This window comes from Sphingomonas sp. SRI_018 (assembly GCF_057586275.1).
Map to the genome: position 1 here is coordinate 2,425,125 of NZ_JBYCZO010000001.1, position 13,223 is coordinate 2,438,347.

Below are 13,223 nucleotides of genomic sequence, written 5' to 3' on the forward strand. Positions count from 1 at the left end.
CACGTTCACGGCAAGAGGGAGTGGGCCCGATGCAGGGATATGCGACGCCGCTCGACTGGGCTCGCCACGGGGGTGGCGAGACCGGCGGAGATCAACACGAGACGGTCAACATCGGCGGCGTGCCGGTGTCGACGCTGTCGCTCCAGGCGCTGATCGACCGGATGCTGCGGGAGGCGCCGCGCCGCATCGGCGCAGGGATGCCGCCGCTGCTGGTGTTCGACTGCAACGGCCACGGTCTGTCGCTCAACGACAGCGACCCCGCCTTTCGCGCCGATCTCGCCAAGGCTGACCTCATCCATGCCGACGGGCAGGTGATCGTCGCCGCCTCGCGCTGGTTCGCGCCGGCGCCGATCGCCGACCGGTCGAGCACCACCGACATGTTCATCGACAGCCTGCCCGGTGCCGCCGCCCATAAGGTCCGCTACTTCCTGCTCGGCGGCACCGAGGAGGTGAATGCCGCCTGCGCCGAGCGCATCACCGCGATGACCCCGGGGCTCGAGCTCGCCGGCCGCCGCAACGGCTACTGGAAGCCCGAGGAAGAAGCCGACGTGATCGAGGCGATCAACGAGGCCGCGCCCGACGTGCTGTGGGTCGGCACCGGCAAGCCGCGCGAGCAGGCGTTCTGCGTGCGCAACAAGAAGCGCCTGCGCGCCGGCTGGGTCGTCACCTGCGGCGGCCTGTTCAACTACATCACCGGCGACTATCCGCGCGCGCCGCAGTGGATGCAGGACGCGGGGCTCGAATGGCTCCATCGCATGGCGACCAACCCGCGCCACCTCGCCTGGCGCTATCTCACCACCAATCCCCATGCGCTGTGGCTGATCTGGAAACATCGCCATGGCTGAGGCCCAGGCCATCGCCAGCCCCCCGACCAAGACGCCGCTGCGCGCGACGCTGGCGCGGTTCGGGCTGGCGAGCATGTCCTCGGCCTTCGTCTCGGCGAGCCATCTGCTCGTCCAGCTCGTCTCGGTGCGCCGGCTGTCGGCGACCGAGGTGGGCACGCTCGCGTTCCTGCTGGTGATCATCCAGCTCGGCTACGGCCTCTCCAACGCGCTGGTCTCGACACCCTATGCGATCGCGGTCAACCAGCGGTCGGAGGAGGAAGGCGATCATGGCTTCTTCTTCCCGCTCAACCTGCTGCTGTCGCTGGCGCAGGGGCTGATCTGCGCCGGCATCGGCTGGGTGATGGCGGGGCCACTCGCCGCCGCCGCGTTCGGGGCGGCGGGCGTCGTCTCGCTGTTGCGCTGGTTCGGCCGCGCCACCTCCTATGCCCATCACCGGCCGGCGACCGCCGCCTTCTCCGACTTCGTCTATGCCGGGCTGGTCACCGCCGGCGTCGCCGGGACGCTCGCCTTCGGTCCGCGGCTCGAGCTGTTCGGCGCGGTGCTGGCGACCGCCGGCCTCGTCGGGCTGGCGCCGTTCGGCCTCCGCTTCCTCGCCCGGCACCGCCCGCTCGGCCTCGTCCGCGCCTTCGGTGACTATCGCGAGGTCTGGAAACGCCAGTCGGCCTGGACGCTGATCGGCGTGATCACCACCGAGGCGACCTCCAACGCCCACAGCTATGCGGTGACGGCGCTCGCCGGCCCGGCCGCCTTCGCGCCGATCGCGGTGGGCGCGCTGTTCTTCCGCCCGGTCAACGTCTGCATCACCGCGCTCACCCAGCTCGAACGGCCGCGCATGGCGCGCGCGGTCGCGCATGGCGACGAGCGGGCGGCGCGGCGCTCCTCGCAGGCCTTCACGGCCGCGCTCGCGCTGGTGTGGCTCGCCACCTCGATCACCGCCGCGGTGATCCTGTGGTTCTTCCCGCACATCCTGATCCGCCCGACGCTGTCGGTGACGACGGTGACGATCGCCGCCGCGCTCTCCTCGCTGCTGACGCTGGTGCAGTGCCTGCAATCGCCGATGAGCGTGCTGACCCAGGCGCGCGGCGCCTTCCGTCCGCTGGCGGCGACCAGCGTGCGCAGCTGCCTGGTCGGCATCGCCGCCGTGCTGGCGCTGACCTTCACCGTGCCGCCGGTCTACACCGTCGCGGGCGTGGTGCTGTCGCAGCTGGTGATGATGCTCGGCATCCTCCGGCTCGAGCGTCGCCTGCGCCCCGCCGCGGCGGAGGCAGCACGATGAGCCTGCGCGCGACCTGGTATCGTCGCTCGACGGCGAACACGGCGCCTACGTCGCGGATCGCGCGCTCCGCCGCCGCGGCGAACGCGGCCGGCGAAGGCGTGACGCTGCCGATCGCGCAGGTCGTCTATTTCGTCTTCCTGATGCTGATCTTCATTGGCCAGCAGCCATTCTCGCCGCGCACGCAGGAGCAGCTGGTGGCGGCCGCCAACAACAGCGACGGGTCCGACGGGTTCAAGCAGGCCTTCTTCATCGGCTTCGCGCTGCTGCTCACCGGCATCGAGCTGTTCCGGCGGCACGAGGTCAAATACCGCTTCACCTTCTGGCCGCTGGTGGTGATGCTCGCCTGGTTCCTGCTGTCGTGCACCTGGGGCGTCGATCCGTTCGTCTCGTTCAAGCGCGTGATGCAGCAGGTGATCGTGATCTACATCACCTTCCTGTCGCTGGCGCTGCTCGGGCCGCAGAAACTCTATGAAACGCTGCGCGCTGCGCTGATCACCTCGCTCATCATCTGCTGGATCTCGCTGCCGCTCACCCCCAACGCGGTCCATCCGCCGACCGAGAGCGACAAGGCGCTGGTCGGCGCATGGCGCGGCTTCTTCTTCCACAAGAACATCGCCGGCGCGGTGATGGCGCTCACCTTCGTGGTGTGCGCCCATGCCTTTTTCTCGACGCGCAAATGGTACTACGCGGTGCTGAGCGTGCTGGCGCTGGTGTTCGTGATCGGCACCAAGAGCAAGACCTCGACCGCGTTGTGCTTCGTCATCCTGCTGGTGAGCTCGGTCTATCGCCTGCTCAGCGGTTCGATCTCGAAACGCGCGGTGCTGCTGCTGCTGGTCGGCGCCGGGGGAGTCGCCTTCCTCTGCCTGTACATCGCTTTCCAGCCGACGATCGAGCGGCTGTTCGCGGATCCCACCTCCTTCACAGGTCGCGTGTCGATCTGGAAAGTCGATTTCGACTATCTTGCCGACCACCCCTATTTGGGCGCCGGTTTCGGCGGCTTCTGGCAGGTGGGTGAGCTTTCCCCCTCGCGCCAATACATCAACCAGCAGTTCCACCTGTTCACCGCGCATTCGCACAACGGCTACCTCGAGATCCTGGTCACCACCGGCCCGATCGGCCTGATCCTGCTGCTGCTCTCGTTCGTGGTGATGCCGGCCTATTGGTTCCTGACCGGCGCCACGCGCAACAACGTGCTGCTGCTGTCGTCGGCCTTCGGGATCTGGAGCTTCGTGCTCTACCAGAACCTGCTCGAGACCTCCTTCTTCGACAAGGACCGGCAGGTCTGGATCATCTTCCTGTCGGCGATCGCGGTCGCCCACGCCTCGTTCAAGTCGGTCGAGCGCCCCCGTTGGCGCCGCCATTCCCGCCTCGCCCACTCTCTCGCCGGAGCCGCCGCATGACAGAAGTCGCCATCTGCGTCGCCACCCGCAAGCGCCCGCAGGGCCTGACGCGCACGCTCCGCTCGCTGGTTGGACTGGAGACTGCTCGCGAGGTCGCCGTGGTGGTTGCCGACAACGATGGGGAGGGCCGCGACGGCATCGCCGCAGCCGAGACCCTGCGGGCGGAAGGCTATCGTTGGCCGCTTCATCTGCTGACGGTGGCCGAGCCCGGCATTCCCCAGGCACGCAATGCGCTGGTGGCGAAGGCGCTCGCGCTGCCTGGTATCCGCTTCGTCGCGATGCTCGACGACGACGAGGCGGCCGAGCCTGGCTGGCTCGAGGCGTTGCTCGCCTGCCAGGCGGCGACCGGCGCCGACGTGGTCGGCGGCTTGGTGCTGCGCGAGTTCGAAGGCGATGCGCCGCACTGGGCGAAGCAGCATCCGCTGCTCCGGCCCAAGTCGTGCGGCGCCACAGGCCCAGTGCCGCTGATCGACAGCACCGGCAATGTCATCATCGCCGCCGACGCGCTGCGGGCGATCGGCGAGCGGCCGTTCGACGAGCAGATGGCGCTGACCGGCGGATCGGACAAGCAGCTCTTCACCCGCATGCAGCGCGCCGGCGCGCGTTTCGCCTGGGCGGAGGAGGCACGCGTCGTCGAGCTGATCCCGGTGAGCCGCATCACCTCCGAATGGCTGCTGATGCGCGGCTACCGCGTCGGCATGACCGACATGCTGATCGAGATATTCCATTCGAGCCGGCTCAAAGCGGCCGCCACCGAGGCCCCGCGCATCGTCGGCGGCTTGGTGGTGGGCGGGCTCGGCGCCGTTCTCACGCTCGATCGCGGCAAGCGCATCGTCCGGCTCGGCAAAGTCTACCGCGCCGCCGGCAAGATCGCGGCGCTCACCGGCCATCGTTACGAGGAATACAGCAAGGTGCACGGCGCATGATGCACGACCCGATCCAGCCCACCTTTTCGGTGGTGATCCCGCTCTACAATCGCGCCGCCATCGTCGGGAAGACGATCCGGTCGGTGCTCGACCAGGATTATCAGGACTTCGAGATCATCGTCGTCGACGACGGGTCGAAGGACGATCCCGCCCCGGTGATCGCCGCGTTCGGCGACCCGCGCATCCGCTACATCCGGCAGGCCAATGCCGGCGGCGGCGCGGCGCGCAACCGCGGCATCGAGGAAGCGCGCGGGCGCTATGTCGCCTTCCTCGATTCGGACGACCAGTTCCTGCCGGGCAAGCTCTCGATCATGGCGGCCGCGCTGCCGCACGACGAGCTCACCGTGCTCTATTCGCAGATGAAGGTCGACCGCGGCGTCGACCGCTACTGGGTCCGCCCCGACCGCGGCATCCGCGAGGACGAGGACGTCGGCGAATATCTGTTCTGCGCCAACCAGTTCATGCAGACCTCGACGCTGGTGGTGCCCGCCGCCCTCGCCAAGCGGGTGCGCTTCGATCCCGCGCTCAAGAAGGGCCAGGACCTCGACTTCAGCGTCCGCCTCCAGGTCGAGGGCGCCCGCTTCCGCATGATCGAGCAGCCGCTGACGATCTGGCTCGACGCGACCGAGATGGGGCGCACATCCTACGTCCGCGGCTACGAGACCTCGCTCGACTGGCTCGACCGTTGCGGCCATCTCCTCACCAACCGCGCCCGCCACGGCTATCGCGCGACCGTGCTCGCCTATCACATGGCGCCGATCCGCCCGATCGCGACGATCCGCGAGCTGGTGCGGGGGCTGTTGTTCGGCGGGGTGCCGCCGCGCATCCTCGCCCGGCAGCTGCTGCGCTCCTACCTCCCGAAGTCCCTCTACCGCTCGCTCGTCAACCAGTTCGTCCACCGCTTCGGCCAGGCGGGCAAGTAATGGCGCGCGCCGTTCGCCCTCTGGGACCGGCCGAAGTGGAGGAGCCGCCGCTCTTCTCGGTGGTGGTGCCGACCTACAACCGCCGCGCGACCGTGATCGAGGCGGTGGAATCGGCGCTCGCCCAGACCGTCCGCGACATCGAGGTGATCGTCATCGACGACGGATCGAGCGACGGCACGCCCGAAACACTCGCGGCGATCCCCGATCCGCGCCTCCACGTCATCGTCCAGGACAATGCCGGCGCCTCCGCCGCGCGCAACCGCGGCATCACCGAGGCGCGCGGGCGCTACGTCGCCTTCCTCGATTCCGACGACCGGTTCCTGCCCGAGCATCTCGCCGACCTGCTGCCACTGCTGGCGCAGGGCGACGATATCGTCGCCTACAGCCGCGTGATCGTCGACCGCGGCTCGGGCCGCCGCTTCCTCAAGCCCTATCGCGAGATCCGCCTCGGCGAGAGCGTCGACCGTTACCTGATGTGCGAGCGCGGCTTCATCCAGACGAGCAGCCTCGCCCTCCCCCGCGGGCTCGCCCGGACGGTGCGCTACCGCGAGGACGTCCGCTTCGGCGACGACACCGACTTCGCCGTGCGCCTCTCGCTCCATGGCGCGCGCTTCCTGATGGCGCCGCGCGCAACCGTGCTGTGGGCCGACCGCCAGACCGACAACCGCCTGTCGCAGGTCCGCTCCAACATCGGCAACCTGACCTGGCTCAAGGACCTGCGCCCGCACATCTCGGCGCGCGCCTATTCGGCCTATATGGGCTGGCACGCCGCCAAGAGCATCTGGCCGACCAGCCGGCGCACGGCGCTGCGCTACTATCTGGGCGCGCTCCGCCACGGCGCGTTCCGCCCGCACGTCGCGGCGATCGTGCTCCTGCAGATCATCATCCCCGACGGCCTCTACCGCCGCACCGCCGACCGATGGATCGCCTTCCTCAGCCGGTTCAAGGGCTACCGCATATGAGGCGCCGCGTGTTCATCGCGGGCTTCGCCGCCGCGACGGCCATGCCGCTCGCCACCAGCGCGGTGCGGTCGGTGCCGCCGATGCCCGACACCGGCGGTCCGGGCTTGGACGCACGGGCACGGCGCAGCGGCCGGCGCTTCGGCTGCGCGATCAAGTCGAGCCAGCTCGCCAAGGATCCGCCCTTCGTCGCCGCGGTGCTGCGCGAGGCGGGGATGATCGTCCCCGAATATGAGCTCAAGCGGCACGTCACCCAGGCCAAGCCGGGCCGCTACGATTTCAGCGGCGCCGACAAACTGGCCGACTTCGCCGAGGAGCATGGCCTCGCGATGCGGGGGCATACGCTGGTCTGGTACACCTACAACCCGCCCTGGATCGACGCAGCGCTGGCGCAAGCCAAGGGGCCGGCGCGCGAGGCGCTGCTGACCGGCTACATCGACACCGCGATGCGCCGCTACGCCGGGCGGATCGGCGAATGGGACGTGGTCAACGAGGCCGTAGAGCCCAAGGAGGGCCGCCCCGACGGGATGCGCGCCAAGAACCCGTGGGCGCAGGCGTTCGGCGAGCGCTATATCGACATCGCCTTCCACGCCGCGCGCGAGGCCGATCCCAAGGCTCGGCTGTTCCTCAACGATTTCGGGCTGGAGCATGATTCGCGCCGGTGCGCGGCGCGGCGCGATGCGACCCTCAAGCTGCTCGAGCGGCTGCTCTCGCGCGGCGTGCCCGTCGACGCGCTCGGCGTCCAGAGTCACCTCAAACCCTATCGCGAGGGCTTCTCCGAACGGGTCTTCGCCGATTTCTTGGCCGAGGTGCGCGGCATGGGACTCGGCATCGGGATCACCGAATTCGACATCGCCGACCGTCACGGCCCGGGCCGCCTCGACCTGCGCGACGCCGACGTCGCCGCCGTCGGCCGCGCCTTCCTCGACGTCGCGCTCGACAGCGGCGCGGCCGGGCCGGTGCTGAGTTGGGGCCTGTCCGACCGCTATTCCTGGCTGTCGACCTACCCCGAATATCGCTGGCCGGACGGACAATTCTCGCGCGGGCTGCCGCTCGACGCCGATCTCAACCGCAAGCGGCTGTGGGCGGCGATGGCGGCCGCATTCGACAAGGCGCCGACCCGCGCCGCACAATCAGGACAAGCACAGGGAATGCCCGCATGAGGATCGCGCCGCTGACAGGACTTCGCGGGATCGCGGCGGTGGCGGTGCTGCTCTACCATATCCCCCATCACGCCGCCTTCGCCGCCTTTGCGATGCCGCTGTTCTCGCGCGGCTATCTCTGCGTCGACCTGTTCTTCGTGCTGAGCGGCTTCGTCATCTCGCTCGGCTATTACGAACGCGTGGTGAGGCGGCCGGGATGGGCGAGCTACGGCGATTTCCTCGTCAACCGCATGGCGCGGGTGTGGCCGCTCCATTTCGTGGTGGCGCTGGTGTTCATCCTGCGCGTCCTGGTCAACGTCTCGGGTGAGCAGCCGGTCGCCCTCACCCCGGCCAATGTCGTCTCCAACCTGCTGATGGTGCAGAGCTGGGGCTGGGGCACGCAGGCGTTCGCCGGCAACAGCTGGTCGGTCAGCACCGAACTGGTCGCCTATCTCGCCTATCCGCTGATCGCGCTGATCGCCTTCTCGCGCCTGGCATGGCTGCAGGCGATCGGCTCGGTCGCGCTGCTGGTGCTGGTGGCGGCGCTCGGACACGGCTCGCGCGGGCCGCTCGACGTCAATGACGCCGATTCGATCCTGCCGGTGCTGCGCTGCGTCGCCGGCTTCTCGCTCGGCGTGCTCGCCTATCGCATTGCGCAGAAGCCATGGTGCGAGCGGCTGCTCGGCGGCGAGCGCGGGTTCGTCATCGCCTGCGCCGTGATCTTCCTCGCCTTCCTGATCCCCGGCGGCGACGTGATCGTCGCGATCAGCTTCCCGCTGCTGGTGATCGCCGGCTATTACGACGGCCGCCTCGCCCGCGCGACGCTGGCCAATCCGGTGTCGTTCCATCTGGGGCTGATCAGCTATTCGATCTACCTCTGGCACCCGCTGGTCCGCGACGTGTTCGCGCGCGGCATGGGGGTCGCGCACCGCCATGGCTTCGTCGGCTGGGACTGGGCGTTCCTGATCGCGACGCTGGTCGTGACCTGGCTCATCTGCTGGGCGAGCTACCTGCTGATCGAGGTGCCCGGCCACCGCGCCGTCAAGCGGCTGGAGCAGCGCCTGGTGCGCCCGCGCCCGGTGCTCCAGCAAGCCCCCGCCGAGTGACGATGGGCAGGCCGAGCACCGTCATCGCCGTCCCAACCTTCCGCCGGCCGGAGCGGCTGCGCCATCTGCTCGACACGCTGGCCCGCCTCAAGGGGATCGAGGATGCGATGCTGCTCGTCGCCGACAATGACGATGTGGGCCGCGAAGGGGTCGCGGTCGCCGGCGCGGCCGCGGCGAACGGCTTTCCCGCCCCGATTGCGATCATCACCGTACCCCAAGCGGGGCTGACGCACGTCCGCAACGCCATCGTCGAGCAGGCGCTGCGCTATCCCACGATGCGCCGGCTGGCGATGATCGACGACGACGAATGGCCCGGTCCCGAATGGCTCGCCCAGCTGATCCTGGTCCAGCGGAACACCGGCGCCGGCGTCGTCGCCGGGCCGGTCGAGCCGAGATTCGTCGAGGATGCCCCCGGCTGGGCGATGCAGACATTGGTGTTCCGCCCCGAGCAGCGCCGCGAGGGCCTGACCGACATGCTCTATGCCGCCAACAACCTGCTGGTCGAGCGGCGGGCGCTGGAGGCGATCGAACGGCCGTGGTTCGATCCCGCCTTCAACTTGAGCGGCGGCGAGGACATGGACTTCCTAACCCGCCTTCGCGCGGCAGGCGTCACCTTCGCCTGGGCGCCCGCGGCAGTGGTCTACGAATCGGTCGGCCCTGAGCGTGCCCGCAAGAGCTGGGTGCTCAGGCGCATGTGGCGGATCGGAATCACCGACATCATGGCCGCGCGCAAGCGCCATACCGGCGCGCTCGGGCGGCTCGCGCTCACCGCACGCTCGCTCGCCCTGCTGGGCCTGCGCACGCTCCTCCTGCCGACCATGGCCTGGCAGGTCGAGCGCCGGCTCGACATTGCCGGCCAATGGGTGAAATCGGCCGGGCGCCTCTACGCCTTGGCGGGCGGGAGCGACGCGATCTACGCCGCCGTCGCAGATGACAGGACTCAGCGCTCGCGCAGCTGAAGCCTGAACTTGCGCAGCAGGCGCGCCAGCTCGGCGCGCTCGCCCGGCTCCAGGCCCAGGATCGCCCGATCGGCCTGCGTGAAATGGGAGACGATCGCGTCCTCGACCAGGCGCAGACCTTCGCCGGTCAGCCGCGCCATCAGCAACCGGCGATCCGCGGCGTCGGGCTCGCGACCGATCAGCCCGCGCCGCTCCAGCCGGTTGAGGCACGCCGTCATCGCACCGGAGGTGAGCAGGACCGATTTCCGCAACGCGGTCGGACTCAGCTGATAGGGCGCGCCCGATCGCCGCAGCGTGGCGAGCACGTCGAGCTCGGTGTAGCTGAGGCCGTGATCCTGCAGATGCCTGCCGGCACGAGACTGCAGCAGCGCCCCCAGGTGCAACAGGCGCCCGACCACCGCCATCGCCGACGTGTCCAGCTCCGGCCGCTCGCGCGCCCAGTCGCGCAACAACTGGTCGACGATGTCCTCGTCCGGGTGAGGCGGCGTTGTCGGTTCGGGCATGACGTAATCTTCATATAAAGTATCTTGACATGAAGATGTATCTCCGGAAGCTTCCGATAGGCAAGCTGTTTCGGGGAGCGTCCATGCGATCGACGATGCGAATGCTGGCCTGGGCACTCGTCCCGCTCGCGGTCCAGGCGGCTCCGGCGCGTGCGGAGGCGCCAGCCGACCGCATCGTGATCGAGCCGCATACCGTCACCCTCCCGACCGGCGAGACGCTGTCGTACGAGATCGGCACCCTCTACGTGCCCGAGAACCGCAGCAAGCCGACGAGCCGCAGGATCGGCATCGGCTTCGCGCGCATCAGGGCGCCGCATCCGACCGGCGCGCCGCCGGTCTTCTGGCTTCCCGGCGGTCCGGGGCTGAGCGTGCTCGGTGCCTTCACCGATACCGACGAGGCGTCGCGCAGCCGCCTGCGCTCGTGGCTGACCTTCGGCGCCGTCGGCGACCTGGTGGTGGTCGAGCAGCGCGGCTACACCCGGCGCGGCGAGATGCTCGAGGAGACGGCCGACGCCGTTCCCCTCGACCGGCCGGCCTCCGTACGGGCCGACGCGCTGGCGATGCAGGCGCTGGCCCGGCGCGCGGTCGCGCACAATCCCGACAAGGACCTGTCGGGCTATACGATCGAGGCGTTCGCGACCGACGTCGACGATCTGCGGCGCGCGCTCGGCTATGACAAGGTCAGCCTGTTCGGCGGCAGCTTCGGCTCGCAATGGGCGCTGGCGGTGATCCGCTTCCACCCCGAGGGCGTGGCCCGGGCCGTGCTGTCGTCGGTCGAACCGCTGAACGGCGGGTTCGACATGCCGTCGCACGTGTTCGCCGCGCTTCAGCGGATCGCTTACGACGCCGACCGCGATCCGGGCCTGGCGCCCTGGCTGCCGAAGGGCGGGTTGATGGGGGCGATCCAGGCGCTGCATCGGCGCTTCGCCGCCGGGCCCGTGCGCGTGACCGTAAACGACGACCACGGCCGGCCGCAGACGGTCGTGCTCGGCGCCGAGGATCTGCAACTCGCGCTCCTATCCCACACCGACGACGCGGCGCATTGGCCCGCCTTCATTCTGTCGCTCTACCATGGCCATTACGACGACTGGGCGCGCGAGACGATCGACGACCGGCGCGCCGGCCCGGTGAAGCTGATCGGGCCGCTGGTCGACAGCAGCCTGGGGGCGACGCCCGATCGCGATTATCTGCTGCGGACCGACCCCGCCGTCGGCCTGATCGGCAGCTGGAACTACGAAGCGAACTTCGCCTCGGCCACCGACTGGCCGACGCCGGACATGGGCGACGCCGTCCGGCGACCGATCGTGACCCCGGTTCCGGTCGTCTTCGTGCATGGCGACTGGGACACCTCGACCCCGGTCGAGAACACGCTCGGCCTGCTGCCCTATTTCCCGGGCGGCCATGCGATCCTGGTGCATCGCGCCGGCCATGACGGCACCTTCTACCAGCTGCGCGAAAGCCCGGCGGCGAAGCAGGCCATCTATGATTTCCTGAGGACGGGAGCGACCGCGGCCCTGCCGACCGACGTGGCGCTGACCGTCCCCAGGTTCGACGTGCCGGGCTTTCCGCCGCCGCTCGCCGGCACCCCGCGCTGACGCGAGACGGTGCCGGCGAGACGGTGCCGGCGAGTCGGACCGCTTCCGCTCAGGACGATGACCAGGCGCGGAAGCCCTTGACTACCATGTCGCCCGAGCCGTCGTCGTAGGCGCTGGTCGTCTTCACCGCGACGTCCATGATCGGATACCAGCGGAAACCCTTGAACGGGTTGACGCTCTGATAGGTCTCCACCCCGTCGACGAACCAGGTGATATAGTCGGGCTGGATGTCGACCGCATAGCTGTGGAAGCCCTGCGAGAAGCCGGACAGCCCATAGGCCGCCTCCGCCTGAATCACCGAGCCGCGCTGGAACGTCCGCACGGCATTGGCGCCGCCGTGGATCGTCGACGCGATGTAGCGGTCGAAATCCCAATAGCTCTCGTAGCCGAAGCCTTCGAACACATCGATCTCGGGCGGCCAGCCCGAGGTGGAGATCAACCAGAACGCCGGCCAGGCACCGCGACGGCTCGGCATCTTCGCCACCCACTCGTATTGGCCGTAGCCGATCTGGGTCGACGGCGTGTTGTGGCCGCTCAGCACCACCGAGCCGTAATAGTAGCTCTTGCCGTTGTAGCTGATCGGCGACTTCAGCTTCTGCGTGTGCATCACCAGGCCGTTCCAGGTGTAGCGCAGCGGCGCCTCGATGTCCTTGTCCCGATAGACCCACCCATCGAGGTACAGGCCGGTCTCGCCATTGGCCGGCTGCGCGCGTCCGTTCGGGAGCTGGGTCGACCAGGCATCGTCATGGCCGGTGTCGGTCCACCACATCTTCGCCCTGGTCATCTCATATTGCAGCGTGCCGGTCGCCTTGAAGGTGCGCGGCGCACGGAAGCCGGTGGTCGCAGACGCCGTCGCCACGGCGGACGAGCTCGCGGTGACGCTCACCCAGGACGTACCCTGATTCGCGCCCCACGGCGCCTCACGTAGTTTCACCGCGAATTGCTGACCGGCGGTCGCCGACACGATCGGCACGCTGATGGTCTGACGCAGCGGATCGCCCGGCCGAAATACCACGACGGTGTCGACGGTGCGATAGTTGGTGCCGGCGACCGCCTTGGTCGTACCCGATCCGTTGACGGTGGTGACGCGCGCGATCACCGTGTTGGGCGTCGGCCGGTCGAGCGTGACGGGCACGTTCGCCACGCTTGCGCCCGGACGGAATACCGCGGATCCGAGCGAAAGGGTCGCCTTGGCCGGCAGGCTGGTGCCGTTCGCGAAATCGAAGGTCGCGAAGGCGTTGGTAGTCGACACGCTCGTCGCCGACAGCGTCGATGCCGCGGTCGGCGCCGAGGCGGTCGGCTCGGTGGTGGCAACCGGTGTCACCGGCTCGTTGATGACGACCAGACCTTCGGTCTTGGCCGCCGCAGTCGTGGTGGTCGAATCGCCGTCGCCGGCACATCCGGCGAGCGCGCAAAGAGAGAGAGTGCTCGCAAGCGAGCACAGGACGTAGCTTCGCATGTTAAATCCCCCGCTGCTGGCGGATCGGTCGAGTCCGCCCGCGAGGGATGTAACCGCTTACTGGTTAATATTTTACAATATTTTACAATTTTGCGATGAGTTGTTTCGTTACGGCCATCATCTGCGTAAC

At 68.9% G+C, this 13,223-nt stretch carries 12 protein-coding genes; 10 read left to right on the plus strand and 2 right to left on the minus strand.

The genetic code is table 11. The features are described 5' to 3' along the window. Positions 1-29 precede the first annotated feature (29 nt). The 9 genes from AC2YHA_RS11305 to AC2YHA_RS11345 are packed head-to-tail and all read left to right on the plus strand — an operon-like array spanning position 30 to position 9,536. Positions 30-845 (plus strand): WecB/TagA/CpsF family glycosyltransferase, encoded by an 816-nt coding sequence (locus AC2YHA_RS11305; protein ID WP_487401579.1) that lies wholly within the window; start codon positions 30-32, stop codon positions 843-845. Beyond that, complete coding sequence (locus AC2YHA_RS11310; RefSeq protein ID WP_233785163.1) at positions 838-2,121, plus strand: lipopolysaccharide biosynthesis protein; 1,284 nt, start codon at positions 838-840, stop codon at positions 2,119-2,121. The genes AC2YHA_RS11305 and AC2YHA_RS11310 overlap by 8 nt, the downstream gene beginning before the upstream one ends. Further along, the gene (locus tag AC2YHA_RS11315; RefSeq protein WP_487401580.1) at positions 2,118-3,521 is read left to right on the plus strand and encodes an O-antigen ligase family protein; all 1,404 of its coding nucleotides are present in this window, start codon (positions 2,118-2,120) and stop codon (positions 3,519-3,521) included. Before AC2YHA_RS11310 ends, AC2YHA_RS11315 begins: the two co-directional genes overlap by 4 nt. Next, positions 3,518-4,447: a glycosyltransferase family 2 protein gene (locus tag AC2YHA_RS11320; protein WP_487401581.1), complete on the plus strand. Its 930-nt coding sequence runs from the start codon at positions 3,518-3,520 to the stop codon at positions 4,445-4,447. Before AC2YHA_RS11315 ends, AC2YHA_RS11320 begins: the two co-directional genes overlap by 4 nt. Then, complete coding sequence (locus AC2YHA_RS11325; RefSeq protein WP_233785160.1) at positions 4,444-5,370, plus strand: glycosyltransferase family 2 protein; 927 nt, start codon at positions 4,444-4,446, stop codon at positions 5,368-5,370. The genes AC2YHA_RS11320 and AC2YHA_RS11325 overlap by 4 nt, the downstream gene beginning before the upstream one ends. Further along, a complete protein-coding gene (locus tag AC2YHA_RS11330; protein ID WP_487401582.1) occupies positions 5,370-6,332 on the plus strand; it encodes a glycosyltransferase family 2 protein in 963 nt (320 codons plus the stop codon). The genes AC2YHA_RS11325 and AC2YHA_RS11330 overlap by 1 nt, the downstream gene beginning before the upstream one ends. Beyond that, the gene (locus AC2YHA_RS11335; protein WP_487401583.1) at positions 6,329-7,492 is read left to right on the plus strand and encodes an endo-1,4-beta-xylanase; all 1,164 of its coding nucleotides are present in this window, start codon (positions 6,329-6,331) and stop codon (positions 7,490-7,492) included. The genes AC2YHA_RS11330 and AC2YHA_RS11335 overlap by 4 nt, the downstream gene beginning before the upstream one ends. Further along, on the plus strand, positions 7,489-8,577 hold the full coding sequence (locus AC2YHA_RS11340; RefSeq protein WP_233785157.1) for an acyltransferase family protein: 1,089 nt from the start codon (positions 7,489-7,491) through the stop codon (positions 8,575-8,577). The genes AC2YHA_RS11335 and AC2YHA_RS11340 overlap by 4 nt, the downstream gene beginning before the upstream one ends. 2 nt (positions 8,578-8,579) lie before the next feature. Then, complete coding sequence (locus tag AC2YHA_RS11345; protein ID WP_487401584.1) at positions 8,580-9,536, plus strand: glycosyltransferase family 2 protein; 957 nt, start codon at positions 8,580-8,582, stop codon at positions 9,534-9,536. Here AC2YHA_RS11345 and AC2YHA_RS11350 read toward each other — a convergent pair. Beyond that, entirely contained in the window at positions 9,518-10,039 is a 522-nt protein-coding gene (locus tag AC2YHA_RS11350) for a MarR family winged helix-turn-helix transcriptional regulator (protein ID WP_233785155.1), read from the minus strand. The genes AC2YHA_RS11345 and AC2YHA_RS11350 overlap by 19 nt on opposite strands. Before the next feature lie 83 nt (positions 10,040-10,122). Here AC2YHA_RS11350 and AC2YHA_RS11355 point away from each other — a divergent pair, with 83 nt between their 5' ends. Beyond that, complete coding sequence (locus AC2YHA_RS11355) at positions 10,123-11,634, plus strand: alpha/beta hydrolase (protein ID WP_487401585.1); 1,512 nt, start codon at positions 10,123-10,125, stop codon at positions 11,632-11,634. A gap of 49 nt (positions 11,635-11,683) precedes the next feature. Here the strand turns inward: AC2YHA_RS11355 and AC2YHA_RS11360 are convergent, their stop codons facing one another. Next, positions 11,684-13,093 (minus strand): glycoside hydrolase family 16 protein, encoded by a 1,410-nt coding sequence (locus AC2YHA_RS11360; protein ID WP_487401586.1) that lies wholly within the window; start codon positions 13,091-13,093, stop codon positions 11,684-11,686. Between the last annotated feature and the right edge of the window lie 130 nt (positions 13,094-13,223).